Genomic DNA, 25719 nt, shown 5'->3' with positions numbered 1-25719 from the left:
CGGCGGGCCGACGCCCCGCGGGGTCCGGGCGGCGGCCGTGGCCGGCCCGCCGCCCGGACCCCGGCCGGATCAATTCCAGTTGACGCCCTTGCCGAGGGTGTACGGGTCCCCCCAGTACTCGGCGCCGGCGACCTTGGAGGCCGACGGGGACAGCGCCACCGCGCAGGAGGTGGCGGACTGCCCGGCCGTGAAGCCCGAGGGCAGCGAGCTGCTCGGGCACTTGGCGAAGGTGCCGATGATCATCAGGTCCTGCGCCTCGGTGCCGTCCGCCAGCAGGCCCTTCACGTGGTCCACGCTGGTGAAGGACAGGTCGGTGGAGCCGGCGTTGGTGACCTTGTAGTGGATGTAGTACGGCACCAGGCCCTTGGCCTTGTCGCCGAGCTTGAGGGCGGTCAGGTCGGCCGGGTCACCCTGGTCGATCGAGGTGACCGCCAGCGAGATGGTGCCCTTGGTGCTGCCCGAGGAGAAGGGCAGCGTGACGGCCTCGCCGACCTTGACCGTCGTACCGGGCGCCGCGGTCGCCCCGCCTCCGGCCGCCGGCGGGGCGCTGGCGGCCGGTGTGTTCGCCGGGGCCGCGGCCGTCGCCGCGGAGGTGGCCGGCGCGGCCGGGGTGGTGGCCGGGCCGGTCGGGGCCGCGGCCGGGGTGGTCGGTGCCGCGGCCGCCGGCGGGGTCTTCGCGGTGTCGGACGAGGCGGCGTCGTCGTTGCAGGCCGTCAGGGTCAACGCGCCGACCGCGACGAGTCCGGCCAGGACCGCCGCGTTCCTACTGCTGCCGATGGACTTCATGGGTGTCCCCCGTGTCTCGGGACGGCCGGACGGCCGCCCTTCCGGGGACGTTCATAGCGCAGGGCGCGACCGCGGCACCATCGGTTTGGCGGCGTCTTGACCCGGCCGTGACGAGTCCCGCGCGCAGCCGTGACGGAGGCCGCACCTCCGTGACGGGCCGTCCGCCGGTGCGGTCAGTGCTCCCGTTCGCCGGCGAGCAGGCCGAGCACCGCCTCGTCGGCGAAGGCCCCGTCGGCCCAGCGGGCGGCGCGCAGGGTGCCCTCCAGGGTGAAGCCGGCACTGCGCGCCGCCCGCAGCATCGGTTCGTTGTCGGCCAGGGTCTCCAGCTGGAGCCGCCGGAGGCCGAGCACGCGGAACCCGTAGTGGCAGAGGGTGCGCAGGGTGTCGGTGGCGAGCCCGCGCCCGCGGTGCGAGGGCCGCAGCGCGATCCCCAGGTGGGCGCACCGGTTGTGGGCGTCGACGCCCCAGAGCAGCGCCTCGCCCGCGAGTTCGCCGGTGGCCCGCTCGACCACGGAGAAGAGGGCGGCCTCCTCGCTCGGCTCGGTGACGGCGTACGGGGATCGGTCGGGCACGGGCGGGACGGGCCGCCACGGCCGGGAGTCGGCGCGTGAGCGGGTGGGGACGTCGTCGTACAGCTCGGCCTGGAGGACGGGGACGTCGTCGTGGTGCCGGGCGCGGAGGGTGACGTGCAAGCCTTGTAGCATGTCACATTGTCTATCAGGGGGCAGGGGTGGCGCGCCCCCGGGTTTCCGGACCGCGGGCCGGGTCCGGGCCGGGACGGCGGGTGGCCGCCCCGGCCGGGAGGGCCGCCGGGGCTACTCCTCGTACGCCTCGTCGCTCTCGTTGGAGAGCCGGCCGCTGAGGAGGCGCTGGGCCCGCTGCCACGTCCCGCCCTGGTCCTGCCGGCACTCGTGGACCTCGTAGGCCAGCGTGGTCGGCACGCCGTCCATGCCGAACTGCTCGTCACTGCCCAGCATCCGCACCTCGAAGCTCAGCACCCGGCCCTCCTCCAGCACCCACCGCTTGACGGGCGACTCGACCTCGCGCTCGAACTGCTGGTTGAGACTGGCGCTCATCGGGACGAGGTTGCGCGCCTCGGCGGGGCCGTGCAGGTGGTGGTTGAGCAGGTGCCCGCGGATGGCGCCGAGCCCCCAGGCGCCGCCCTCCGGCTCGAATCCGGACTGCCCCGGGGGCGCCAGCAGGGTGAGCGGTTCGGCGAGCATCCGGACGCCCATGACCTCGTCGACCAGGTCGCCGTCCTCGTCGATGTTCTGGAAGTTGCCGGTCTCGAACACGACCTGGGTGCGGGGCAGGTTCGCGAGGCTGGTGCCGCCGTACTGCTGGGTCTCGAAGCTGCCGACGGCCTGGTGGGCCGTCTCCAGCACCTCCCGGACCACGTCGCCGTACTCCCTGGTCCAGGGGAACCTCAACTGGTTCCACAGGATGGCGAGTTCGTCGGGCACGCCGTCCTGCTCGACCCGGCCGAAGTCCAGCGGCTCGCTCCGGTCCGGCCCGTCGGTCGTGCGGTTGACCAGGTAGTTCACCCCGCCCTGCTGGTCCAGTTCGACCTTGAGCTCGTAGCCGCCGGCGATCTGCTGGAGGGTGTCGTCGAGTTCGACGACGTGGCAGGTGATCGAGTAGGGCAGGGGGGAGTTGGGGTCGCCGTTCACGACCACCTCGTAGCCGAAGGTGCCGTTCTCGTTGTAGACCATCTTCTTGAGCGGCTCCTCGACCTCCTTGCTGTGCTTGCTGTTGAGCCTCTTCGAGAAGGGGGCGAGGTTCTCCGGGGTGGCCGGTCCGTGCAGGTGGGCGTTGAGCAGGTGCCCCTCCACGGCCCCGCCGAGCCCGGCGTAGGCGCCGGTCGTGGCGTCCGAGCCGGCCGCGCCGCGCGAGGTCAGGGGGTAGGCGCGCATGGCGGTGCCGCGGAGGACGCCGCCCGCGTTCACCACCGGGCCGAAGGTGACGACGGTCTGCGGCACGTTGTTGAGCTCGCCGTGCCGGTTGCTGAGCGCCTGCTGCACCTCGCCCATGCCGCTGCTCCAGCCGTTCGACAGCTTCTGGTAGGTCAGCAGGATCTGGTGGACGTCCAGCGCGCTCGGCTGCTGGGCGGCGTTGCGCAGGGTGTCCCAGTCCCGCAGCGGCGTGGTGTCGTCGGGGAGGGGGTCGTGGCCCTTGAGGAGTTCGATGCCCGGGCCGGGAGCCCGCTGGACGGCCGTTCCGGCGCCGGCGGTGGCAGGGGCGGCGGGGGCCCGCTGCACCCCCTCCTCCTCCTCCTCGTGGTGGGTGTGCCCGGAGTGGTCGTCGTGGCCAGCGTGCCCGCTGTGCTGCGCGGGCGTCGGACCGGACATCACCCGGTGGGCGTTGGCCTCGGCCTCGCGCTCGAAGCGGTCGGACGGGTCGCTGACGTTCAGTCCGGAGCCGTTGTCGGAGCCCGAGACGGGGCCCTGCCGCTGCTGGATGACATGGGTGAGCTCGTGGGCCAGGGTGTGCTTGTCGCCGCCGCCGTCGCCGATCACCACGTGGCTCCCGGAGGTGTACGCGCGGGCGCCGATGCCGGCGGCGGAGGCCCTGGCGGCACCGTCGTCGTGGATCCGGACGTCGGAGAAGTCCGCCCCCAGGCGGGCCTCCATGTCGGCGCGGACGGCGCCGTCCAGGGGGCGTCCGGGCCGCCGCAGCACGTCCCGCACCGACGACGCCTGCCCGGGCTCCTCCAGCAGCTCGCCGGCCTGACGCAGCATCTGGACGACGGCGGCGTTCCCGGCGGTGGCCTGCAGGCCGAGCAGGGGGGTGGCGGCGGCGCGGGCGGCGACCGGTCGGGCGACCGCCTGGTCCTGGGCGGTCTTCTCGCTGTCACGCGTCCGCATCGGCGTCCCCTCGGGTGTTCGGATCCAACACTCCTGAATACCCCTCGGATCCGCCGCACGGATAGGGCCCTCCGGGCAACGTCCCTGCCCCGGGAGGCAGTCCGGAGGGCCACCCGGTGCTCCGGGGCGGGCGTTCCGGGGCGGGCGTCCCGGTGGATCCGCGGAACGCTCCTCCGCCGGACGCGCCCGGGAGGGGACGGCACGGGTGGGGCTTGCGCCGGTCCTTCCGCGGCCGGCCGCGACGGGCGTGTTCCGGGCCCCACACGCTGCGTGTCTGGTTGGCTACCCGCACGCGGGGCGGCAGGCGCCTCCGGACGAAGGGAGACCGCCATGACGACGTCGGAGGAGGAGCGCACCGGCCCGGCGGCCCGGCTCGGGTTCGAGCCCGGCCAGGTCGTCCAGGAGGTCGGTTACGACGACGACGTCGACCTCGCCCTCCGCGACGGCATCGAGTCGCTGATCGGCCAGGACCTGGTGGACGAGGACTTCGGTGACGTGGCCGACGTCGTCCTGCTGTGGTTCCGCGAGGAGGACGGCGACCTCGCCGACGCGCTGGTGGACGCCGTCGGGGTGCTCGACGAGGGCGGCGCGGTCTGGCTGCTCACCCCGAAGTCCGGCCGGGACGGCCACGTCGATCCCGCGGACCTGCAGGAGGCGGCCCGGACGGCCGGCCTCGTCCAGGTTAGGAGCATCAGCGCCGCCGTGGACTGGTCCGGCACCCGGCTCGTCGCCGCAGGGCGCTGACCGCTTCGGGAGCAGGGGCGGGCGCGGGGCGTCGGCCCGTCCGACGCCCCGCTCCGCCCGCCGGATCCCGGCTCACCGCTGCGGCAGCTCACAGCCCTCCGGCCCGCAGGCCTCGCCGGACGCGCCTGCCCCTCCGGCCTCGACCAGGAGCGGCACCGCCACCCGGCTCTCCCAGGCCTGCTCCAGCGCCGCCGTGAACGTCGCGGACGGTTGGGCGCCCGAGACGCCGAGCCGCCGGTCGAACACGTAGAACGGCACGCCCGTCGCGCCCATCGCGCTCGCCGTCGCCTCGTCCTCGCGGACGGCCTCCGCGTAGGCCGCCGGATCGGCCAGCACGGCCGCCGCGGCTCCGCCGTCCAGCCCGGCCTCGACGGCGAGTTCCAGCAGGCGGCCGTCCGCGAAGGCGGAGCCCTCCTCGGCGAAGTTGGCCCGGTACAGGGCGTCCAGGAGCTGGGCCTGGCGCCCGTGCTCGGCGGCGAAGTGCAGCAGGCGGTGCATGTCGAAGGAGTTCGCCGCGTCGCGCCCCTCGCTGAGGTAGTCCAGGCCCTCCGCGCGGGCGTTCGCCGCGATCCCGGCCTCGGCGGCCTCGGCCTGCTCCAGGCTGATCCCGTACTTGGCGGCGATCAGCGGGACGACGGGCCGGGCCTCCGCGGGGGAGCGGGGGTCGAGCTCGAAGGAGCGGTGGACGACCTCGACGTCGGCGCGGTGGGGGAAGCGCTCCAGCGCCTTCTCGAACCGGGCCTTGCCGATGTAGCACCACGGGCAGTTGATGTCGCTCCAGACCTCGACGCGCACGGCGTTGCTCCTGTCATCCGGCCGCGCGGGTCCTTCCCGCACGCACCCCGGGGCCAACGCGGGCGGCGACCTGAATATTTCTCATCATGAAATATTCAGGTCCACCGTCAATGGCGGTCAAGGACCAGCGCCCGTTCGAGGGAACGGAGGCCTGCCCGCAGTCGCTTCTGGGCACGATCGGCGGGCCGGCCGTCCACCACCCCGAACGGAGAAGTCATGACCACCATCCCCGCCGACCTGCGCTACACCGACTCGCACGAATGGGCACGCCTGGAGAGGGACGGCACCGTGACGATCGGCATCACCGACCATGCGCAGAAGACGCTCGGCGACATCGTCTTCGTCGAGCTCGCCAACGTCGGCCGGACCCTCCAGGCCGGGGACCCGGCCGGAGTGGTCGAGTCGGTCAAGGCCGCGTCGGACTTCTACACGCCGATCGGAGGGGAGGTCGTGGCCGTCAACGAGGAGCTGAACGACAGTCCGGAGCTGATCAACGAGGACGCCTACGACTCGTGGATCTTCAAGCTCAAGCCCGCCAAGAAGGCGGAGCTGGACGGGCTCCTCGACGCCGCCGGGTACCGCGCCACCCTCGGCGAGTGAGCTGATCGACGGGGCCCGGTGCCGGAGCCGACCGGCCGCCCGTACCGGGCCCGTTCACAGGCAGATCCAGCAGTACAGCCGCTCCCCGGCCGCCCGGGCCCGCCCGGCCAGGGCGACCAGCTCCTCCGCCACCGGCAGCAGCTCCGCCGGATCGGCGCCGCCCCACTCCTCCGCCACCGCCCACGCGGCGACGGCCGGCGGCAACCGCTCGTCGCCGGCCCCGGCCAGGGCGTCCCGCGCGTCGTCACCGAGTTCCGTCACCCACGGGCCGGTGGCCCACGGGTCGTCCTCGTCCGCCGGCCCCCCGGGGCCGGGGAGCGGGGCCGTCGGCCAGACCGGCGTCTCGGTGACCAGGCCGGCCCGCCACGGCTCCTGCCGGACGGCCGCGACGAGCTGCCCCAGCAGCACGGTCGGGTCGATCCGCTTCGCCCGGACCCCGTCGAACTCCGGCGACCCGCCGTCCGTCCGCTCCAGCTCGCGCACGACCGCCGCCGCGTCCGGCGCCCGGAAGTAGTCCGTCAGCACGCCCATCCCCGCCGTCCTCTCCGCCTCGTCCTCGTCCCGGCCCGTTCTCGTTCCGGTTCGTGATTCCGGTGGCAGCAGACCAGACGCCGCCGACACCGGCGCCGGGGGGCGGCCCGCGGCGGCACGAGGGCGGCACGGGAGGTCGGGCCCGCCGGCTTCCCGTGCCACCTCCGGGTGCGTCCCGGGTGCGTCCCGCGCGGGCGAAGGCCTCGCGCCACCCCGCCTGACGGGCCATCGGGGTGATCATGCGGTCGTCATATGCACGGGATACCCTCTTCGGCGCACATCGGAGAACGGCACGACCAGGGGGGACGGCACATGGACCACGCGGACGGCGAGGGAGACGCACGACTCGCGGCCGAGGGCGAGGTGGCGGTGGCCCGGCTGGCGATCGACTCCGGGGACCTCGCGCACGCCGCGGACCACCTGGCCGACGCGATCCTCTCCGACCCGCAACTGCCGGAACTGCACGAGGCGTTGGCCGAGCTGTGCGCGGCCGCGGGCGGCCCGGCGGCCGCGCGGGAGCTGTTCCCGCTGGACGGCCAGGTGTTCCTGGGCACCGTCGTCTGCCGCGCCCACGTCGAGGCCGCGGCCGGGGACTGGGACACCGCCGTCGGGCTGCTCGCCTCCGCGATCCAGTACGAGCCGGCGAGACCCTGGGCGCACACCGCCTGGCTCGCCCGCGAGGACCTGCCCTCCCTGGTCGACCCGGACGCCGTCGCCCAGGCGGTGGCCCGGGCATCGGGCGGACTGCCCGACCCGCTGCCGGCCGAACTCGTCGACGCCGTCGGCCCCTTCGAGGACTTCGTGCAGGCCGTGGTGGACCTGCACGGCGACCACGCGCTGCTGCTGGCGATGGCCTCCGGCCTCACCCGCCGCGTCGGCGCCACCGCCCGTGCCGTCGAACTCGCCGAACTGGCGCACCGCCTGGCCCCCGGCTACATGCCGTCCGTGATGCTCGGCAACGCCCTGCGCGCCCACGGCCGGCCCGAACGGGCGCTCGCCGTCTGGGAGGCCGAACTGGCCCGGGTCGCCCCGGACCGGGACAACTCCAGCAGCTACCTCGCGGTCGACGTCGCGGAGTTGTACGGCGACCTCGGCCGCCCCGCCGACGGCCTGCCCTGGCTGGACCGGGTGCTCGCCACCGAACCCGACCACCCCAAGGCGGCTCCGGCGCGGTACGGCCTGCGGCACGCCGTCGACGGCGACCCCGCCCACCTGCTCGCCCTCGCGGACCACCACCGCGCCCACCCCGACCACGACTACGCCCAGGACCTGCTGGAGCGGCTCAGCCACCGGGAACCCTGGCTCGGCATGGTCCCCGGCGCGACCGAGGCGACCGTCAACGTGCTGCACCAGGTGCTGGCCGCCCCCGGCACCACCCGGGAGAGCGAGATCGAGTGCAGCGCCTCCGCCGTCGAGCCGCCCAGCTCGCTGCTGGCCGTCCGGCTCGCCCTGCCGCGGGCGACCGTCGGATACCAGTCCGTCGGTGAACCCGACCCCCGGGTGCCGCTGGCCGAGCCCGCCACCCGGATCTGGGCCTGGGACGGCACCGACCCGCGCCCGGTGGTCGGCCCGCCCGCAGCGCACAGCGCCGAACTCGTCCAGGCCACCGCCGAGATCGTCTGGGCGACCGTGCCCGCCGCCTACGACCACGCCGTCCGGCTGGCCGGGCTGCCGCTCGACGACCTGCTCGGCGTGCTCGCCCACCCGCCGATGCCCCGCGAGGACGAACTCGGCCGGGCCCTGCTCGCCCACCAGCCGGAACTCTGGGTGCGGGCCGTCCAGGTCTTCGCCTGCCTCGGCATCGCGCACCACCGCACCGACCAGCCGTGGGCGGAGTCCGACCGTCGCCGGGTGCTGGTCGACCTGCTGCTCGGGCCGGAGGACTGGGTGGTGGAGGCGGCCGGCTTCGCCCTGGTGGCGATCGGCTGGACGGAACCCGACACCCGCAGCGACGTCGCCGAACAGCTCGGGCAGCGGCTGCACTACAGCGTCCGGGCGTACGGCACCCGCGTGGTGACGGTGCTGCGCTCGGTGTCCGCGCTGGCGCTCGCCGCGCCCTGGCTGCCGAGGGCCGACCTCGACCTGGCCCGCCGCTCGATCGACCGGCTGGACGCCCAGCAGGCCGAGCAGGCCCAACGGGCCCAACAGGCCGAGCAGGCGGGGAAGGCGGGAAAACCGGGACGGGCGGGGCAGAGCGGCACCGCCGAGGAGACCGCAGCACCGGTGCCGGCGGCCGACGGGCGCCCGGAACCCCGCCCCGGGCTGTTCCGGCGTCTCTTCCGCCGCGACTGACGGCGCGGCTGACGGCGCGACCGGCGGCCGGGGCGGTTCGGCCCCGCAGGCCGGGCGGTGGGCCCGCCCGCCGGCGGTCAGCCCACGCCCGGCAGCGGATCCTGGTCGACGTCGAAGCGGGCGACCCGGTCCGCCGGGTCCCGGCACTCCGGGCCGAGCCGCAGGATCCGCGACTCCGGGTCGTGCAGCGGCCGGTGGCAGCGGCGGCAGGTGACACGGGGGCGGACGGCCTCGGGGGTGTCGGTGCCCGGAATCGGGTCGGGGCCGTCGGTCGGGGCACTGGTCATGGAAGGAGACGGTAACCCGGGCGGGCCGGGTGGGCCCCGTCGCGGCCGTGAAACGATGGCGGCATGGCCACGGACCGCAGCAGCGCAGGAGACCCGGCGCGTACCCTCGCCCTGCTCTGGGGGCTGACCGCCGAGGAGAAGCCCGGCCGGCGCGGCCCCAGGCAGGCCCGGTCGACCGGCGAGATCGCCGCGGCCGCCATCGCGCTCGCCGACGCCGAGGGCGTGGACGCCGTCACCATGCGCCGGGTGGCGCAGGAGCTGGGGCTGTCCCCGATGGCGCTCTACACCTACGTGCCCGGCAAGGCGGAACTGCTGGACCTGATGCTGGACACCGTCTACGCCACGATGCCCCGCAGCACCCCGGCCGACGACGGCTGGCGGGCCGGGGCCACCGCCGTCGCCGACGACAACCGGGCGCTCTACCGGGCCCACCCGTGGGTCGCGGCGGTGTCCACCAGCCGCCCGCCGCTCGGCCCGGGCCTGATGGCCAAGTACGAGTACGAGCTGCGCGCCCTGGAGGGCACCGGCCTGCCCGACGTCGAGCTGGACGCCGCCCTCACGCACCTGCTCGGCTTCGTGCAGACCTGCGCCCGGATGGCCGCCGACGAGCGCGCCGCGCAGCAGGACAGCGCGCTGACCGACGCCCAGTGGTGGGCGGCCAACGCCGAACTGCTCGGCAAGGTCTTCGACGCGGAACGCCACCCGGTGGCCGCCCGCGTCGGGGCCGCCGCGGGAGAGGCGCACGGCGGCGCCTACGACCCGGACCACGCGTACGCCTTCGGCCTGGCGCGGGTGCTGGACGGGCTGGCGGCACTGATCAGGGCCGAGGACTGACCGCGCCCGAGCACTGACCGCGCCCGGGGATCGACCGCCCCGGGGGATCGACCGCCCCCGCGGACCGATCCGGCGGACGGGACCGGTCAGGCGCGTGCGGCGCGGGCGTCGTACCCCTCGCGGGCGTCCCGGACCGCGCACATCCGGGCCTCCACCCAGTGCGCGAGCGCCGACACGTACTCGGCGGCCTCCAGCCCGAGCGGGGTGAGGCTGTAGTCGACCCGGGGCGGGATCACCGGATGGGCCTCGCGCAGCACGAAGCCGTCCCGTTCCAGGGTCTGCAGGGTCTGCGCGAGCATCTTCTCGCTGACGCCCGACACCCGGCGGCGCAGCTCGCTGAAGCGGTAGCCGCGCTCGCGCAGGGCGATCAGCACCAGCACCCCCCACCGGCTGGTGACGTGCTCCAGCACGCCCCGGGACGGGCACGTGCGGTCGTACACGTCGGGCGCCCGGTCGAGGAAGGACAGACCGTTCTCCATTACCTCCATGTCAGTACCCTACTTCGAAGTGCGTACTATCCAGGAGTTAGTGCCGTTCCTAGGGTGAGTGTCGAAGTCGGTGCGGCCCGCGAAGGCCGCGGAATCACCCCAGGGAGCGCACATGTACGTCGTCACCGGAGCCACCGGACAGCTCGGCCGGCTGGTCGTGGAGGGGCTGCTGGCCGCCGTGCCGGCGGAGCGGGTCGCCGTGGTGGTCCGCGACGCGGCCCGGGCCGCGGACTGGGCGGACCGCGGCGTGCGGGTCCACGTGGCCGACTACGACGACCCCGGGACGCTGGCCGGAGCGTTCGGCGCGGGCGACCGGGTGCTGCTGATCTCCGGGAACCAGATCGGCAGCCGGGTCGCCCAGCACGGCGCGGTGATCGACGCGGCCGCGGCCGCCGGCGTGGCGCTGCTGGCGTACACCAGCGTGCTGGCCGCGCCGACCGCGACCTTCCGGATCGCCGAGGAGCACCGGGCCACCGAGGAGCTGCTGCGCGCGTCCGGGCTGCCCTTCGCGCTGCTGCGCAACGGCTGGTACACGGAGAACTACCTGGCCGCCGCGGCCGCGAACGTCGCGAGCGGCGAGGTCTTCGGCAGCAGCGGTGAGGGCCGGGTGGCGAGCGCCGCGCGCCGCGACTACGCGGACGCGGCCGTGGCCGTGCTCACCGGTGAGGGGCACGAGGGCCGGGTGTACGAGCTGAACGGCGACGCCGACTGGAGCATGGCGGAGTTCGCGGCCGAGCTCGCGGCGGCCTCCGGCAGCCCGGTGGCGTACCTCGACGTCGCGCCGCAGGAGCAGGTGCGCCGGCTGGTCGCGGCGGGGCTGCCGGAGGGCTTCGCCGGGCTCTTCCCGGACACCGACGCGGCGATCGCCCGGGGCGAGCTGGCGCGGCGGGGCGACGACCTGGGCCGGCTGATCGGCCGCCCGACCGTCCCGCTGGCCGAGTCGGTCCGGGCCGCGCTCGGGGCCTGACGCCGGCCCGGGCCGCCCGACGTCTCCGCAGGTCAGCGCCTGTCATGACCAAAATGCGGAAACGGAGATGACAGTCTGCCCTCCCGCCCGCTACCGTCACCTGGACACACGTGCGCGCGGAGGGCAGGCGGCCATGCCGGAGACAGATCAGGACAGCGGAAGAGGCCTCTGGTACGGCTTCGCGGCCTACGGCATCTGGGGGCTCTTCCCGCTGTTCTGGCCACTGCTGGAGCCCGGCGCCGCCGACGACATCCTGGCCAACCGGATGGTCTGGTCGCTGCTCGCCGTCGTCCTCTTCCTGGTCGCCCAGCGGCACTGGAGCTGGATACGCCCGCTGCTGCGCCAGCCCCGCCGGCTCGCCATGCTGGCGGCCGCGGCCGCGGTGATCTCGGTCAACTGGGGCGTCTACATCTGGGCCGTCAACGCCGGGCACGTCGTCGAGACCAGCCTCGGCTACTTCATCAACCCGCTGGTCACCATCGCGTTCGGCGTCCTCGTCCTCAAGGAGCGGCTGCGCCGCGGGCAGTGGGCGGCCGTCGGCATCGGCGCGGCGGCCGTCGCGGTGCTGAGCGTCGCCTACGGGCGGCTGCCGTGGATCGCGCTCACCCTCGCGTTCTCCTTCGCCACGTACGGCCTGCTGAAGAAGAAGGTCGGGCTGAGCGGGCTGGAGAGCCTGGCCGCGGAGAGCGCCTTCATGTTCCCGTTCGCGCTCGGCTACCTGATCTACCTGGAGGTCAGCGGGCGCGGCACCTTCGGCCACACCGTCGCCGGCTCGTACGGCTGGGGGCACTCCGCGCTGCTGGTGCTCAGCGGGCTGATCACCGCCGTCCCGCTGCTGTTCTTCGGCGCGGCGGCCGTGCGGGTCCCGCTGACCGTGCTCGGGCTGCTGCAGTACCTGGCGCCGGTGTTCCAGTTCCTGATCGGTGTCGCGGTGTTCCACGAGTCGATGCCGCCCGCCCGCTGGGCCGGTTTCGCGCTGGTCTGGGCCGCGCTCGCGGTGCTCACCTGGGACGCGCTGCGCCAGCTGCGGGCCGACCGCGCGGGGCGGGCCGCGGCCGTGCCGCCGCCCGCCACCGCCCCGGCCCTGCTCAAGGGCTGAGGCCCCGCTCGAGGACTGACGTCCTGCTCGAGGACTGAGGCCCGCCCGGCTCGGGCGCGCCCGGTTCCGGGTGTCCGGCCGGGTGACACACGGCCGCGTGTGTCACCCGGCCCGCTGCTACGCCGAGCCCGGGGCCGGGCCGGCCCGGCGCGCCGCTCAGGCGCTGATGTCCCGGCTGGTGAACCGCGACCAGGCCGCCGCGCCGAACACGGCCACGTAGGCCGCCTGCAGACCGAGGTCCTTCCACACGGAGTCCCAGTACATCGGCTCCCGCAGCAGGTCCGCGAAGCTGAGCCAGTAGTGGGTGAACAGGAACGGCCGTACGGCGTCCAGCTGCGGGAAGGCGTCCAGGATCTGCACCGTGACCACCAGCCCGACGGTGGCGGCCATCGCCGCGATGCCGCTGCCGGTCAGCGTGGAGACGAACAGGCCGATCGCCACCAGCCCGGCCAGCGAGACCGCCACCACGCCGGCCACCAGGACCGCCCGCAGCAGCGCGTCGCCGAAGCCGATGGTGTCCCCGGAGATCAGCGTGACCTCGCCCAGCGGGAACAGCGCGGCACCGGTGGCCAGCGCCGCCAGCGCGACCGCCGCGGTGGCGGCCAGGCAGAACACCAGGCCGGCGGTGAACTTGGCGGCCAGCAGCCTGGTCCGCCCGGCCGGCGCGACCAGCAGGTAGCGCAGCGTCCCGGTGGCGGCCTCGCCGGCCACCGAGTCGCCGGCGACCACGCCGACCGTCATCGGCAGGAACACCGGCAGGGCGACGGCGAGCGCCGTGAACACCAGGAACAGGCCGTTCTGGGTGGTCTGGGCGATGAAGTTCACGCCTCCGCCGCCCTCGTGCGGGCTGTCCGTGTTGAGCTTGACGACCACGCCGATCAGGACCGGCAGCACCGCCAGGATCCCCAGCAGCACCTTGGTGCGCATCCGGCGGAAGGTCAGGTGCAGCTCGTTGCGGAACAGCGCCAGGAAGCCGGCCGCGGTCTGCGGGCGCCGCCCGACGGCGACCGCCGGCACCCCGGAGGCCGTGGACCCGGACGCCGTGGCCCCGGGCAGCGTCGCCCCGGACGGCGCCGTCTCAGCCTGCGACATCGAAGCCCTCCCCGGTCAGCGCCACGAAGGCGTCCTCCAACGTGCCCCGCTCCAGCCCGAACCCGTGCACCCGCACCCCGGCCTCGACCAGCGCCGCGCACAGCTTCGGCAGCGCCTCCTCGACCGGCGCACCGGCGGCGCCGGTCGTGCCGAGCTCGCCGTCCACCCGCCCGTCGCCGGGCACCAGGGCCAGCACGCCGCGCGCGGCCAGCACCTCGGCGGCCTGCGCCACGTCCGGCGTGCGGACCACCAGCCGGCCCTGGGCCCGGGCGGCCAGCTCGGCGACGGTGCCCTGCACCAGCAGTCGGCCGCGGGACATCACCGCCGCGTGGGTGCAGACCTGCTCGATCTCGTCCAACAGGTGCGAGGAGAGGAACACCGTGGTGCCCTCGGCCGCGACCTCCCGCACCAGCGCCCGGATCTCGCGCATGCCCTGCGGGTCCAGCCCGTTGGTCGGCTCGTCCAGCACCAGCAGCTCGCGGGGCTGCAGCAGGGCCGCGGCCAGGCCGAGCCGCTGCTTCATGCCGAGCGAGTACGCGCGGGCCTTCTTGCCGGCGGCGGCGCTCAGCCCGACCCGTTCCAGCGCGTCGTCCACCCGTCCGCGCCGGGTCCGCGGGTCCGCGGTCGGGTCGGCGGCGTCGAAGCGGATCAGGTTGTCCCGGCCGGTGAGGAAGCCGTACAGCGCGGGGCCCTCGATCAGTGCGCCGACCCTCGGCAGCACGGTGGCGACGGACTGCGGCATCGGCTCGCCGAGGACGGCCGCCGAGCCCGAGGTGGGGGCGATCAGGCCCATCAGCATCCGGATGGTGGTGGTCTTGCCGGAGCCGTTCGGGCCGAGGAAGCCGAAGACGGAGCCGCGCGGCACGGTCAGGTCCAGGCCGTCCACGGCGAGCTGGCCGCCCCGGAAGCGCTTGGTCAGGCCGCGGGTCCTGATCACGTCGTCGGTGCCGGTGCCGGTGCCGGTGTCCGAAGGGGCCGGTGAGGCGGGGGAGGAGGGGGGAGCGGGGGAAGCGGGAACCGGGGCCGGGCGCTGCTCGGCGCCCGGGCCCCCGGCCGACTCCGTAACGTCCCCCGTTACGGGAGCCTTGGTCATCCGTCAGTTCACCCCGGCGGCGTGCTGCAGCACCGGCAGGGTCACCGCACCGGCGAAGACCCGGCCGTCGTCGGTGACCAGGACGTTCACCACCTTGGTGCTGATCAGCGTGCCCCCGTTGACGGGCTTGCCGAGCGACTTCACCAGCGCCTGCGGGTTCAGCGCCGGGCCGCGGTCGCCGTGCTTGCCCTGCTTGCCCTGCGTGCCGTCGGTCTTCGGCGCCTCGACGGTGCCGTCGGGAAGCTTCGCGGACACCACGGCCGTCCAGCCCTCGCCGACCACGTTCACGCCGTCGTGGCCCCGGCCGGCCTCGCCCTTGCCGGCGTTCTCCCCGCCGGCCCGGCCCTTCCCGGCGGCGTCCTCGCCACCGGCGCCCGGGGCGGATCCCCCGCCGGCCTTCTGCTCCGTCACCTTGGCGCCCTTGGGCACGGTGAAGTCGAAGGTCTTGCCGGCCGGCTTGGCGAAGGACACGTCGGTGAAGCGGACGTCCAGCACCGTCGAGCCGTCGACGCCCTTGACCACCACGGCGAGCGGCACGCCGTTGTCGGCGGCCACCGAGATCCGGACCTCGGCGACGGTCGAACCCGGCTGGGTGGGCTTGACGCTCAGCTGGTACGCCTTCTGCCCGGCCACGTTGGCGGTGCCGGAGACGGTGACCGCGGTGGTGCCCGCGCTCCCGGTCAGGAACTGCCGGGCCGCCTCCTGCGGGGTGGTCGGCACCCCGGTCAGCGGCGCCCCCGGGTGCGCGCCCCCGGTGCCGGCGGCGTGCCGGGCGGCCTGGCCGGTCAGGTGCAGGGCCGTGTTGGTGGTGCTGTCCCAGGCCCAGGCCTGGTCGCCGTTGTGCACGACGGTGTAGCCGGACATGTTCTCCAACAGGTCCACCCGCTGGCGGTCCGGGCCGTCCACCGCGATCCGCAGGGTCTGGTCGCCGCCGAGCAGCCCGAGCAGCTTGGCCTGGGGATCGGCCGCGGAGGAGTCCCCGCCGCCGCGCCCGGCCGCCGCGCCGATCCCGCCCGCCGCCGCCCCGAGCAGCTGGGTCGGCAGGCCGAGGTCGGTGGAGACGGACACCGTGCCGGAGAGGGTCTGCGCCTCGGAGCCCAGCGCCTTGGCCACCACCTGTTCCGCGGGCAGGGTGGGCAGGTCGGGCGGGGAGTCGGCGGCCAGCGCGGGCACCAGCCCGATCCCGGTGGCGATCACCGCGGCGATGGCCAGCGGCACCCCGGCCCGGATCGCGGTGCGCCGCCGCGAGCGGTACGGCACGCCGCCGTCCACGCTGTCCCCCGCCGCCGTGTCATTGGTCATGGCGTCCTCAACTCCTCTACGAACGCGAGCGATTGGCTGTACCCCTCCATTAGAGGGCGCACCACCGGCGCCGTCATCGCCCTGCAGGGCCAGTTCGGGGTAAACCTCCCGGGTACATCGACCCTGAGACGCCCTCAGGGTTGACTCCTCCCGACGTACCACACCTGGCGTAGGGTCGCGCCATGGACGGAACCGCCGTGGACGCAAGCACCCCCCCGACCGCGAACGCGATGCGCCGTGCCCTGCGCCGCGCCCGGGACGGCGTCGCCCTCGACGTGACCGAGGCCGCCGTGCTGCTCCGGGCCAGGGGCGAGGACCTGGCGGACCTCTGCGCGAGCGCCGCCCGGGTCCGCGACGCCGGACTGGCGGCCGCCGGTCGCCCCGGCGTCATCACCTACTCCAAGAGCGTCTTCATCCCGCTCACCCGGCTGTGCCGCGACCGGTGCCACTACTGCACCTTCGCCACCGTCCCCGGCCGGCTGCGCCGGGACGGCCACGGGATGTTCATGTCCCCCGACGAGGTCCTGGACGTCGCCCGGCGCGGGGCCGAACTCGGCTGCAAGGAAGCCCTGATCACCCTCGGCGACAAGCCCGAGGACCGCTGGCCCGAGGCCCGCGAGTGGCTGGACGCGCACGGCTACGACGACACCATCGCCTACGTCCGGGCGATGTCCGTCCGCATCCTGGAGGAGACCGGCCTGCTGCCGCACCTCAACCCCGGGGTGCTGAGCTGGACGGACTTCCAGCGGCTCAAGCCGGTGTCCGCCTCGATGGGCATGATGCTGGAGACCACCGCCACCCGGCTGTGGAGCGAGCCCGGCGGCCCGCACCACGGCTCGCCCGACAAGGAACCGGCCGTCCGGCTGCGGGTGCTGGAGGACGCCGGGCGCAGCTCCGTCCCGTTCACCAGCGGCCTGCTGATCGGCATCGGCGAGACGTACGCGGAGCGCGCCGAGTCGCTGTTCGCGCTGCGCCGGATCTCCCGGGCGTACCACGGCGTCCAGGAGCTGATCCTGCAGAACTTCCGCGCCAAGCCGGACACGGCGATGCGCGGCATGCCCGACGCCGAACTCGACGAGCTGGTCGCCACGGTGGCGGTGGCCCGGCACCTGATGGGCCCGACCGCCTGCCTGCAGGCGCCGCCGAACCTGGTGGACGGCGAGTACGAGCGGCTGATCGCGGCCGGTGTCGACGACTGGGGCGGCGTCTCCCCGCTCACCCCCGACCACGTCAACCCCGAGCGCCCCTGGCCGCAGATCGAGCGGCTCGCGGAGCGCTCCGCGGCGGCCGGCTTCGAGCTGCGCGAGCGGCTCGCGGTCTACCCCGAGTACGTGCGGCGCGGCGAGCCCTGGCTCGACCCGCGGGTGCTGCCGCACGTGCGGGCGCTGGCCGACCCGGACACCGGGCTGGCGAATCCGGACGCGGTGGTCCGCGGCCTGCCCTGGCAGGAGCCCGAGGACCTGCCCGCCTCCTACGGGCGGACCGACCTGCACACCGCCGTCGACACCGAGGGCCGCACCGGTGACCGCCGGGCCGACTTCGAGGACGTCTACGGCGACTGGGAGGTGCTGCGCGAGCAGGTGCTCGCCGAGGGCGCGCCGGAGCGGCTCGCCGGGGACCTGCGCGAGGCGCTGGCCGTCGCCGCCGACGACCCGACGCGGCTGACCGACGACCAGGCACTGGCCCTGTTCCACGCCGACGGCCCGGCCCTGGACGCGCTGTGCCGGATCGCCGACGACGTCCGCCGCGCCGCCGTCGGGGAGGACGTCACCTACTGCGTCACCCGGAACATCAACTTCACCAACGTCTGCTACACCGGCTGCCGCTTCTGCGCCTTCGCCCAGCGCCGCACCGACGCCGACGCCTACACGCTGTCGCTGGAGCAGGTCGCCGACCGGGCCGCGCAGGCCTGGGAGGTCGGCGCCACCGAGGTCTGCATGCAGGGCGGCATCCACCCGGACCTGCCGGGCACCGCCTACTTCGACATCGCCCGTGCGGTGAAGGAACGGGTGCCCGGCATCCACGTGCACGCCTTCTCGCCGATGGAGGTGGTCAACGGCGCGACGCGCACCGGGCTCTCGGTGCGCGACTGGCTGCAGCGGGCCAAGGAGTCCGGCCTGGACACCATCCCGGGCACCGCGGCGGAGATCCTGGACGACGAGGTCCGCTGGGTGCTCACCAAGGGCAAGCTGCCCGCCGCCACCTGGGTCGAGGTGGTCACCACCGCGCACGAGCTGGGCATCCGCTCCTCGTCGACCATGATGTACGGGCACGTGGACACCCCGCGGCACTGGCTGGGGCACCTGCGGCTGCTCGCCGAGGTCCAGCAGCGCACCGGCGGCTTCACCGAGTTCGTGACGCTGCCGTTCATCCACACCAACGCGCCGGTCTACCTGGCCGGGATCGCCCGGCCCGGCCCGACCGCCCGGGACAACCGCGCGGTGGTCGCGATGGCCCGGCTGCTGCTGCACCCGCACATCCCCAACATCCAGACCAGCTGGGTCAAGCTGGGCGCCGAGGGCGCGGCGGAGATGCTGCGCTCGGGGGCCAACGACCTGGGCGGCACGCTGATGGAGGAGACCATCTCGCGGATGGCCGGTTCGGCGTACGGGAGTTACAAGTCGGTGCGGGACCTCCAGGCGATCGCCGAGGCGGCCGGTCGGCCGCACCGCCAGCGCACCACCACCTACGAGGAGGTGCCGGCCGAGCGCCGGGCCGCGGCGCTGGCCTCGGACGGGCACCTGCCGAAGCTGCTACCGGTCCTGGACTGACGGCCGTCCCCGGCCCGCCCCGGGGTCCCCGGCCCGCGGGGCCGGCCGGCGGCCCCCGGAACCCGGGTCGGCACCGGTGGCGTCCACCGGTGTGACGGCCGGGGGCCGGCCGCCACGGCCGAGGGGGGCGCGGTGGGAACGCCAGGGGGCACGAAGGACGCGGTGGAGCGCCGGGCCGACCGGGACGGCGCCGGCTGGTGGTGGGCGGTGGCGGCGGCGGTGCCGGTGGGGGTGCTGGCGTTCGCGCTCACCACCTACGCGGACGAGGCGGGCCGGGACGTCTCCTGGGACCCGTGCCACCCGGTGGGCCCGCCCGGGTCGATCGTGGCCGCGGCGATCGGCGCCCCGGTGCTGAGCCTGGTGGCCACGGTGGCGACGGTCCGGGCCGCGGTGGTCTCCGAGCGGCGGCCGGGCCTGCGGCTCTCCGCGGTCGTGGTCGCCGGCATCGTGGGCTTCCTCGGGCTGCTGGAGACCATCGCCGTGGTGGGCGTCCTGGGCCAGGACGGCACCTGCCCGCGCTGAACGGCCGCGGGCGTACCGCTCGCCGAGCACGTCGGCGTCCACGGCGGAGGCACCGGCCGGGAGGCGGTCGAGGGTGGCCGGCCGTGGCCGCGGGACGGCTGATCGGCAACAGTTTGTTGAAGTGCTGGTGTGCGAGGGATCCCGTCGATACGTTCGGACCTTCGAATACAGTGCCAGGGCGCGACCGGCCGTGCCCCGCGCAGCCCCCACCCCGAGGAAAGGCGCCCCGTCGTGATGCCACTGTGGTCACGCGCCCAGCAGCAGGACTTCCGCAGCCGGGTGCGGGGCTGTCTGCTCGGCGGCGCCATCGGTGACGCGCTCGGCGCCGGCGTCGAGTTCGAGCCGCTCGAGAAGATCCGCGCCCAGTACGGGGCCGCCGGCGTCACCGGCTACGTCCCCGCGTACGGGCGCACCGGCGCCGTCACCGACGACACCCAGCTCACGCTGTTCACCGTCGACGGCCTGATCCGCGCCCACATCCGCCGCGACACCGGCAGCTGGCACCCGCCCACCGACCTGCACCTGGCCTACCTGCGCTGGGCCGCCACCCAGCACGACTGGGGCCCCGACGAGCGCCGCCCCGACCTCGGCTGGCTCGGCCGCGAGGAGTGGCTGTACGCCCGGCGCGCCCCCGGTCAGGGCTGCCTGACCGGCCTCACCGGGCCCGACGGCGAGCGCCTCGGCACCGTGGAGCGGCCCAAGAACCCGCACTCCAAGGCCTGCGGCACGGTGGTCCGGGCGGCGCCGTTCGGGCTGCTCACCACCTGGGAGCCCGGCCTGGTGTTCCAGCTCGCCGTGGAGTGCTCGGTGCTCACCCACGGCCACCCCACCGGCTACCTCGCGGCGGGCGCGTTCGCGGTGATCGTCCAGAGCGTCGCCCGCGGCGGCACGCTGGAGGAGGGCGTCCACCTGGCGCTGGCCCTGCTCTCCGAGCGGCAGGCGCACGAGGAGACCACCGCCGCGCTGCGGGCCGCGCTGGACGCCGTCCGGGCCGGCGAGCCGTCCGCGGACCGGGTGGAGGCCCTGGGGGAGGGGTGGGTCGCCGAGGAGGCGCTGGCGATCGCGGTCTACTGCGCGCTGGTCGCGCACGACGTGCGCTCGGGCCTGCTGCTGGCCGTCAACCACTCCGGGGACAGCGACTCCACGGGGGCGGTCTGCGGCAGTCTGCTCGGAGTGCTGCACGGCGACACCGCGCTGCCGCCCGGGCTGGTGGCCGGGCTGGAGGGCCGCGGCGCGATCCTCGAACTCGCCGACGACTTCGTGCTGGAACTGATGCACGGCGCCGAACTGCACGACCCGCGGAGCCCGGAGGGTTCGGCCTGGGCGGTCCGGTACCCCGTGGTGCGCTGACCCCGGGTCGGATGCGGCCCCGCGGTGGGGCGTCGCGGGCCGCCGGGAACGGCAGTTGCCCGTAGCGTCGGCCGCCGCCGCCGGGCGACGGGCACCGCTACGGGCAACTGGGCCGAGCACGGAGCCGGATCAGAACCCGCCGAACACCCCCGCCGCCGCGGCGCTGGCGAACGCGTTCCAGGCCTCGGTGGAGAAGTGCAGACGTGGTCCCTGAGGGTCCTTCGAGTCCCGTACCGCCACCGCCCCCGCGGCCGGCGTGGCGATCTCGACACAGGCGCCGTTGCCGCCGCTGTGACTGCTCTTGCGCCAGCGGGTTCCGTGCTCGGAGGTGCTCATCAGTGGTATCCCTCTTCAATCTCAGCTATCAGTGACCGGCTCTCCGCCACGCCGAGCGCCGCCGCCCTCAGGTAGTCGTACAGACCGGTATAGCGGCGCACGTCGGCCTCCTTCTCCAGGTAGAGATCGCTCGTCACCCCTTCGAAGTAGACAACCGTGGAATCGGCTGACTCGGGGAACTCGAGCAGGGAGAATGTCCCGGTCATGCCGGGATGGGCGCCGTGCGAGAACGGGATCACCTGGATGGTGATGTTCGGACGCTGGCTCAGCTCCATCATGTGCTTGAGCTGCTGGGCCATCACCTCGCGGCTGCCGACCTCGCGCCGCAGCACCGCCTCGTCTATGACGGTCCACAGGCTGCCCAGCTGGTTCTCGCCCTGGACGCGGTCCTGGCGCTTCATCCGGACCTGCACCCTGCGCTGCACGGCGAGCGCGTCGGTGTCCGGCTGGGTGCCCTCGACGACGGCCTGGGCGTACTGCTCGGTCTGCAGCAGCCCGGGGACGAAGGAGGACTCGTAGGCGCGGATCGAGGAGGCCTCGGCCTCCAGCCCGATGTAGACGCTGTACGGGGTCGGCATGTCGTTGAAGTCGTGCCACCAGCCGCGCTGGCGGGACTCCTTGGCCATCTCCATCAGGCTGGAGCGCATCTGTTCGTCGTTCACGAGGTAGACGTCGCAGAGGTCGCGGACGTCCCGCTGGCTGATGCTGCGGCGGCCGTTCTCCAGGCGGCTGATCTTCGACTGGGAGACCATCAGCCGGCCGGCCACCTCCTCCGCGGTCATCCCGAGCCCCTCGCGGAGCTTGCGCAGTTCCGAGCCGAGACGTCGGCGGCGCACGGTGGGATTGATGTTGGCGGACACGTCGACCTCCGGCCGGACCTCTGGTGATCGTTGGAACGGCAGCCCTCGGAACACTTCGGACATTGGGACCAACCCCCCTGACTCGGAGCAGCATGTCACCTTGGGCCAGGTCGGCGCCGGGGAATCACAGCAGCGCAGTAGAACAGATCGTCGGAAAAGCACTTCTGTGAGACGGCGAGGGCCGGCCCGTGGTAATGCGGCTCAACGGCTCGGACTCATCTTGCTACTTGTCTACCCCGGCGGTGCACGTGCCGGTGGCACATGCGAGGACAGACTCCGCCGGACGTCCCCCGGTGCGGGCCGTGGCGGGCTCGCCGGGGGACGGCAGAGGGGCGGTCACCGCGCGACTTCCGTCGCGGGGCGACCGCCCCTCCGTGCTCTCTGGTGGCGCGGGTGGTGCGGGTGGTGCGTCGGGTCGCTCAGCGCCGTCGGGCGGCGTGTGCGCGGTGGCACGCGCCGCCGGGCGCGAGGCCGGGCGTGTCGTGCGTGTGGTGCGGGCCCTGCGGATGGTGCGTGCGCCGCGGACGGTGCCCGCCGCGCACCGGGCCCGGACCGGTCACCGCCCCGGGCCGCGTGCCGCCCGCCGGGGCGGCGGACCCGCTCAGCGGACGCCGACCCTGGACGCGGCGACCCGCCCGCCGGAGCCCCGGCCCGCCGCACGGGCGGTGGAGCGGCCGGTGGCGGTCGCGGAGCCCTGGGACGAACGGTTCTGCTGAGCCGGCAGGCCGTTCTGCACGTCCATCACGGCGTGCGCGACCATACCGCCCAGCGGGTCGTACCGGATCAGGTCGCGCAGCCGCGACCGCGACGAGCGGCCCTCGTTGCCCGGGTACAGGTGCTTGCCCAGGCCCACCGAGTGCGCCAGCGCGGCCAGCGCGGCCGTCCGCGGGTCCGGCGGCACGCCGGTCCGGATCGCGGTGTCCAGCCGTTGCTTGATCGCGGCGTTGGTGCAGTCCTCCGACGCCTGGTAACGGGTCGTCGGCAGCACCCCGCACACCTGGCCCGGCACGGCCGTGACCATGCCGCAGCGCTCCAGGTGCGCCAGGTACGTCTGCCGCAGCCCCAGCCGGGGCCCGCCGATCCAGTGCGCCGCACGGACCGGACTGCCGCGTCGGCGCAGCAGCTCCAGTGCGTGGTCCAGCGTCGGGTCGCCGGTCGGCCGTGCGAGCACGACGGCGATCCGGTCTCCCTCAGGTACGATCCGTCCGGCCAGGGACAGCTCGACGAGCTGCGCCCCGGCGAGTCCGAGGTCGAGGGTCTGCGGCTGCGCCGTGGTACCCGTGGTCGGGTCCAAAGCGAGCAGCAAGAGTTCCTCGGGAACAGTTCTGCGGCTCTTGCCCATCCAAGCCTCCCCGCGTGGATGAGAGACAGGGTGACGCCTCTCACACGGGCTTGTCGAGTACGCCTCCGAATCGTGACCTTGCGGTGAAGGCGGGGAACCGGGAACGGCGGGCCCTGCGTCTGACCGGTGAACAGACCGCGGTACGGCCGTGCGGCGGCAATAAGGGCCGGTCGGGCGGGGTGTGCGCGGCGGGATCGGCCGCCGGTGGCGGAGACTGTACAGGTACACGGGGCGGGGCGTCGGCTTCCCGAAATCGGGTCTGCCGGTGCCCCGCCGGGCGTTGAGGAGGCTGGGATACGTGGGCGAGTCCCCCGACAGGGTGCTGAGGGACGGCGAGCGGGCGCAGGAGCGCGAACGCGAGGGGGCCGGGGCGGCCGCCGGCACCGGTGCGGACCCGGACGGCAGCACCGACCGGGAGGCCGCCCCCGCGGCGGGTGACACGCCCGGGGCGGGGGCCAAGCGCGGCTCGACCGTACAGCTCCGTGTCCGGGATGTGGACAGCAGGACCACGATGCTGCGGCTCCCGGTGGACAACGCGACCACCGCGCTGCGGCTGCCCCCGGAGCCGGCCGAGCCCTCGGACGACGGGAGTTCCGGAGACGGGGCCCGGGAGACCGACGACGCGTCGGCCGAGGGCGCCACGGAGGAGAAGGCCGGGCGCCCGGCCGGCGCCGACCCGCGTCTCGCCATCCGGACGGGCGCGACGAAGCCCGCGAAGGCGGCTTCGAAGCCGGCGGAGCCGGTCGCGGAGTCCGCGGCGGAGGCCGGAGCGGAGGGCGACACGCCGAACCCCGGCGCGCCCGCCGGGGCCACCCGGGCCGCGGAGCCGACGGCGGCCGAGGCCGACGGGGCCGACGCGGCCGCTCCGAAGGCCGAGACCGACGGGGCCGCCGCGGCGACCGAATCCGCCGGGGCCCCCGAAGCCGACCGGGCCGCCGGACCCGCCCCGAGCGCGGTGCCCGCCCGGCCGGTGCGGCTCGCCAAGCCCGCCAAGCCCGCCGAGCCCGCCCGGGCCGAGGAGCCGGAGAAGCCCGTGCCGCTGCGCGCCGCGGGCTCCTCGGCCGGCACCGTGCCCGAGCCCCCGGCGCCCGGCCCGCTGCCCGAGCCGGCCCCCGTCCCCGAACCGGAGCCCGAGCCGCACCCGGCGCCCAAGCCCCTGCCGGAACCCGAGCCGGCCCCGGAGCCGCTGCCGAAGCCGGCCCCCGCCCCCGCGCCCCGGCCCGCCCCGGCGCCGAGCCCGCTGCCCCGGCCCGACCCGCAGCCGGTGCCGCCCGTCCCGCCGCTGCCGGGGCCCGAGCCGCTGCCCGCCCCGGAGCCGCTGCCCTCGCCGGAGAACACCGCCGAGGCGATGGACGTGCTGGCCACCCTCAACGCGCGCCCGGTCTCGCCGCTGCGCCGCGCGCTCAAGCGGGTGACCATCTGGACGGTCTTCCTGGCCGTCGTGCTCGGCGCGGTCGTGGTGGCCCAGCTGCTGCGCCCGCTGCCGGACGCCAAGGTCCGGATGAGCGTCGCGGGCAGCTACGGCTTCTCCGGCGACCCGCTCGACCTCGCCTGGCCCGCCAAGGGCCAGTCCGCGGCCGAGGTGGTCGGCGTCGGCAGCCTCGGCAGCTCCGGTCAGGAGACGCCGGCGTCGATCGCCAGCGTCACCAAGGTGATGAACGCCTACCTGGTCCTGCAGAAGTTCCCGCTGAAGAAGGGGGAGAGCGGCCCGAAGATCACCGTCGACAAGCAGGCCGCGCAGGAGTCCGGCAACCTCGACGAGTCGCGGGTGCCGCTGACCGAGGGCCAGGTGCTGACCGAGTACCAGGCTCTGGAGCTGCTGATGCTGCCGTCCGCCAACAACGTGGCCCGGCTGCTCGCCCGCTTCCACTCCGGCTCCGAGGAGGCGTTCGTCAAGCTGATGAACGACACCGCGGCCAAGTTCGGGATGGGCAACACCACCTACGCCGACCCGGCGGGCTACAACGCGGACACCAAGTCCACCGCCAAGGACCAGCTGAAGCTGGCCGAGCAGGTCATGCAGGACGAGATCTTCCGGCAGATCGTGTCCACCCCGGACACCACCTTCGGCAACCAGAAGATCAACAACACCAACAACCTGATCAACCCGAAGACCGGTGTCATCGGCGTGAAGACCGGGTCCAGCACCCCGGCCGGCGGCTGCCTGATGTGGGCCGCCTACAAGGAGGTCGGCGGGGTGAAGCGACTGATCCTCGGCGTCACCCTCGGCCAGCCGGCCACCTCCGCGGCTCCGGGCGACGGCATCCTGCCCACCGTGCTGAAGGTCAGCGGCAAGCAGATCCAGGCCGCGCAGACCGGGCTGACCGGCCAGACCGTGGTGAAGAAGGGCGACGTCGTCGGCACGGTGGACGACGGCCTCGGCGGCAAGGTCCCGGTCGTCGCGACCAAGGACCTCGTGGTGGCCGGCTTCCCCGGCGTCACCGGCACGGTCACCCTGGACACCGGCAAGGTCGGCCACACCGCCAAGGCCGGCCAGCAGGTCGGCACGCTGCGGGTCGGCGCCGGCGACGACCGGGTGGAGGTCCCGGTGGCCCTCCAGACGGACCTCAACCCGCCGTCCATCCAGTCCAGGCTCGTCCGCGTGCTCTGAGCCGCCCGCTCCGGGCCGCGCCCCGCGCGGCGGTCCGGGGCCCACGAGACGCCCGAGGAGGAGCCGGTCGGTCCGGCTCCCCCTCGGGCGTCTCCACACGGCCGCGGCCCGTCGCGCCGGACGTCCCGGCGTGGCGCAGGCCCGGCGCGCTAT

General features: G+C 74.8%; 23 protein-coding genes. 10 read left to right on the top strand and 13 right to left on the bottom strand.

Annotated features, from left to right (window positions below; genetic code table 11):
- Positions 1–69: 69 nt before the first annotated feature.
- The 3 genes from ACIA8Q_RS07145 to ACIA8Q_RS07135 form a co-directional block, all read right to left on the bottom strand.
- On the bottom strand, positions 70–786 hold the full coding sequence (locus tag ACIA8Q_RS07145) for a hypothetical protein (protein WP_396316868.1): 717 nt from the start codon (positions 784–786) through the stop codon (positions 70–72).
- 173 nt (positions 787–959) lie between these two features.
- Positions 960–1478: a GNAT family N-acetyltransferase gene (locus ACIA8Q_RS07140; RefSeq protein ID WP_387900897.1), complete on the bottom strand. Its 519-nt coding sequence runs from the start codon at positions 1476–1478 to the stop codon at positions 960–962.
- A 123-nt stretch (positions 1479–1601) separates the two neighbouring features.
- Positions 1602–3650: a DUF4157 domain-containing protein gene (locus tag ACIA8Q_RS07135; protein ID WP_396316867.1), complete on the bottom strand. Its 2049-nt coding sequence runs from the start codon at positions 3648–3650 to the stop codon at positions 1602–1604.
- A gap of 330 nt (positions 3651–3980) precedes the next feature.
- Here ACIA8Q_RS07135 and ACIA8Q_RS07130 point away from each other — a divergent pair, with 330 nt between their 5' ends.
- On the top strand, positions 3981–4394 hold the full coding sequence (locus ACIA8Q_RS07130) for a DUF3052 domain-containing protein (RefSeq protein WP_360213503.1): 414 nt from the start codon (positions 3981–3983) through the stop codon (positions 4392–4394).
- A 72-nt stretch (positions 4395–4466) separates the two neighbouring features.
- On the opposite strand, the gene ACIA8Q_RS07125 is transcribed toward ACIA8Q_RS07130, so the two are convergent.
- Entirely contained in the window at positions 4467–5189 is a 723-nt protein-coding gene (locus ACIA8Q_RS07125; RefSeq protein ID WP_396316866.1) for a DsbA family oxidoreductase, read from the bottom strand.
- A gap of 216 nt (positions 5190–5405) precedes the next feature.
- Here ACIA8Q_RS07125 and gcvH point away from each other — a divergent pair, with 216 nt between their 5' ends.
- A complete protein-coding gene (gene gcvH, locus ACIA8Q_RS07120) occupies positions 5406–5789 on the top strand; it encodes a glycine cleavage system protein GcvH (RefSeq protein WP_360213507.1) in 384 nt (127 codons plus the stop codon).
- 54 nt (positions 5790–5843) lie between these two features.
- On the opposite strand, the gene ACIA8Q_RS07115 is transcribed toward gcvH, so the two are convergent.
- Positions 5844–6320 (bottom strand): hypothetical protein, encoded by a 477-nt coding sequence (locus tag ACIA8Q_RS07115; protein WP_360213509.1) that lies wholly within the window; start codon positions 6318–6320, stop codon positions 5844–5846.
- A 312-nt stretch (positions 6321–6632) separates the two neighbouring features.
- On the opposite strand from ACIA8Q_RS07115, the gene ACIA8Q_RS07110 reads away from it, so the two are divergent.
- Entirely contained in the window at positions 6633–8612 is a 1980-nt protein-coding gene (locus tag ACIA8Q_RS07110; protein ID WP_396316865.1) for a hypothetical protein, read from the top strand.
- A 77-nt stretch (positions 8613–8689) separates the two neighbouring features.
- Here ACIA8Q_RS07110 and ACIA8Q_RS07105 read toward each other — a convergent pair whose 3' ends face one another.
- Positions 8690–8899: a DUF6011 domain-containing protein gene (locus ACIA8Q_RS07105; RefSeq protein WP_360213513.1), complete on the bottom strand. Its 210-nt coding sequence runs from the start codon at positions 8897–8899 to the stop codon at positions 8690–8692.
- 63 nt (positions 8900–8962) lie between these two features.
- Between ACIA8Q_RS07105 and ACIA8Q_RS07100 the strand changes: the two genes are divergently transcribed.
- Complete coding sequence (locus tag ACIA8Q_RS07100; RefSeq protein ID WP_360213515.1) at positions 8963–9733, top strand: TetR/AcrR family transcriptional regulator; 771 nt, start codon at positions 8963–8965, stop codon at positions 9731–9733.
- 86 nt (positions 9734–9819) lie between these two features.
- On the opposite strand, the gene ACIA8Q_RS07095 is transcribed toward ACIA8Q_RS07100, so the two are convergent.
- Positions 9820–10221, bottom strand: coding sequence for a winged helix-turn-helix transcriptional regulator (locus tag ACIA8Q_RS07095; protein WP_396316864.1), 402 nt, complete (start codon positions 10219–10221; stop codon positions 9820–9822).
- A 112-nt stretch (positions 10222–10333) separates the two neighbouring features.
- On the opposite strand from ACIA8Q_RS07095, the gene ACIA8Q_RS07090 reads away from it, so the two are divergent.
- On the top strand, positions 10334–11188 hold the full coding sequence (locus ACIA8Q_RS07090) for an NAD(P)H-binding protein (protein ID WP_360213517.1): 855 nt from the start codon (positions 10334–10336) through the stop codon (positions 11186–11188).
- Between the two features lie 133 nt (positions 11189–11321).
- Positions 11322–12287, top strand: coding sequence for an EamA family transporter RarD (gene rarD, locus ACIA8Q_RS07085; RefSeq protein ID WP_360213519.1), 966 nt, complete (start codon positions 11322–11324; stop codon positions 12285–12287).
- 156 nt (positions 12288–12443) lie between these two features.
- On the opposite strand, the gene ACIA8Q_RS07080 is transcribed toward rarD, so the two are convergent.
- From ACIA8Q_RS07080 to ACIA8Q_RS07070, 3 genes are read right to left on the bottom strand one after another with little or no spacing between them, the layout of a single operon-like run.
- Positions 12444–13379, bottom strand: a complete 936-nt coding sequence (locus ACIA8Q_RS07080; RefSeq protein ID WP_360213521.1) for an ABC transporter permease — start codon at positions 13377–13379, stop codon at positions 12444–12446.
- Complete coding sequence (locus tag ACIA8Q_RS07075) at positions 13366–14472, bottom strand: ABC transporter ATP-binding protein (protein ID WP_396316863.1); 1107 nt, start codon at positions 14470–14472, stop codon at positions 13366–13368. The genes ACIA8Q_RS07080 and ACIA8Q_RS07075 overlap by 14 nt, the downstream gene beginning before the upstream one ends.
- A gap of 3 nt (positions 14473–14475) precedes the next feature.
- Positions 14476–15774, bottom strand: a complete 1299-nt coding sequence (locus tag ACIA8Q_RS07070; protein ID WP_360213527.1) for a DUF2092 domain-containing protein — start codon at positions 15772–15774, stop codon at positions 14476–14478.
- 182 nt (positions 15775–15956) lie between these two features.
- Here ACIA8Q_RS07070 and ACIA8Q_RS07065 point away from each other — a divergent pair, with 182 nt between their 5' ends.
- The 3 genes from ACIA8Q_RS07065 (at position 15957) to ACIA8Q_RS07055 (ending at position 20417) form a co-directional block, all read left to right on the top strand.
- Positions 15957–18545 (top strand): bifunctional FO biosynthesis protein CofGH, encoded by a 2589-nt coding sequence (locus ACIA8Q_RS07065; protein WP_360213529.1) that lies wholly within the window; start codon positions 15957–15959, stop codon positions 18543–18545.
- Positions 18546–18677: 132 nt separating this feature from the next.
- Complete coding sequence (locus ACIA8Q_RS07060; RefSeq protein ID WP_360213531.1) at positions 18678–19067, top strand: hypothetical protein; 390 nt, start codon at positions 18678–18680, stop codon at positions 19065–19067.
- Between the two features lie 234 nt (positions 19068–19301).
- Positions 19302–20417, top strand: a complete 1116-nt coding sequence (locus ACIA8Q_RS07055; RefSeq protein ID WP_360213533.1) for an ADP-ribosylglycohydrolase family protein — start codon at positions 19302–19304, stop codon at positions 20415–20417.
- Between the two features lie 129 nt (positions 20418–20546).
- On the opposite strand, the gene ACIA8Q_RS07050 is transcribed toward ACIA8Q_RS07055, so the two are convergent.
- The 3 genes from ACIA8Q_RS07050 to ACIA8Q_RS07040 all read right to left on the bottom strand — a co-directional run bounded on the left by ACIA8Q_RS07050 (position 20547) and on the right by ACIA8Q_RS07040 (position 22955).
- Positions 20547–20753 (bottom strand): DUF397 domain-containing protein, encoded by a 207-nt coding sequence (locus tag ACIA8Q_RS07050; RefSeq protein ID WP_360213535.1) that lies wholly within the window; start codon positions 20751–20753, stop codon positions 20547–20549.
- Positions 20753–21613: a helix-turn-helix transcriptional regulator gene (locus ACIA8Q_RS07045; protein ID WP_360213537.1), complete on the bottom strand. Its 861-nt coding sequence runs from the start codon at positions 21611–21613 to the stop codon at positions 20753–20755. Before ACIA8Q_RS07045 ends, ACIA8Q_RS07050 begins: the two co-directional genes overlap by 1 nt.
- A 601-nt stretch (positions 21614–22214) precedes the next feature.
- A complete protein-coding gene (locus ACIA8Q_RS07040; RefSeq protein ID WP_360213539.1) occupies positions 22215–22955 on the bottom strand; it encodes a GPP34 family phosphoprotein in 741 nt (246 codons plus the stop codon).
- A gap of 298 nt (positions 22956–23253) precedes the next feature.
- Here ACIA8Q_RS07040 and ACIA8Q_RS07035 point away from each other — a divergent pair, with 298 nt between their 5' ends.
- Entirely contained in the window at positions 23254–25566 is a 2313-nt protein-coding gene (locus tag ACIA8Q_RS07035) for a serine hydrolase (protein WP_360213541.1), read from the top strand.
- The last annotated feature ends 153 nt before the right edge of the window (positions 25567–25719 follow it).

The sequence above is a fragment of the Kitasatospora sp. NPDC051705 genome (genome assembly GCF_044453265.1).
In the GTDB taxonomy this organism is placed as follows: domain Bacteria; phylum Actinomycetota; class Actinomycetes; order Streptomycetales; family Streptomycetaceae; genus Kitasatospora.
The sequence above is the reverse complement of the archived record's forward strand: the minus strand, read 5'-3'. Positions and strand labels throughout refer to the sequence as shown.